Raw genomic sequence first — 256 nt, 5'->3', positions numbered from 1 at the left:
GTCTAATGCTGCAGCTAAATTTGCTTCTGCACTAGTTGGAATAAGAATAACTGCTTTAGTCATTTTGATATACCTTTTAATGAATGAAAAAAACCTGCTGATCTCTCAGCAGGTCTGAAGAAAATTGATTAGCCCGCTAAACGTGCTGTATCTTGTGCAATGACTAATTCTTCGTTAGTTGGAAGAACGATCGCTTTGAATGCAGAGTCATCAGCGGTAATTACGCCTGATTTGCCAAAGCGAGCAGCAAGATTAC

At 39.5% G+C, this 256-nt stretch carries 1 protein-coding gene; it reads right to left on the bottom strand.

The features are described from left to right. Nucleotides 1-128: 128 nt before the first annotated feature. Nucleotides 129-256: hypothetical protein (locus CUZ56_RS16400; RefSeq protein WP_204250963.1), on the bottom strand; the 128-nt coding region annotated here is incomplete at its 5' end.

The organism is Saezia sanguinis (assembly GCF_003991585.1).
Lineage (GTDB): Bacteria > Pseudomonadota > Gammaproteobacteria > Burkholderiales > Burkholderiaceae_C > Saezia > Saezia sanguinis.
This window is presented reverse-complemented; position numbering and strand designations above follow the sequence as displayed.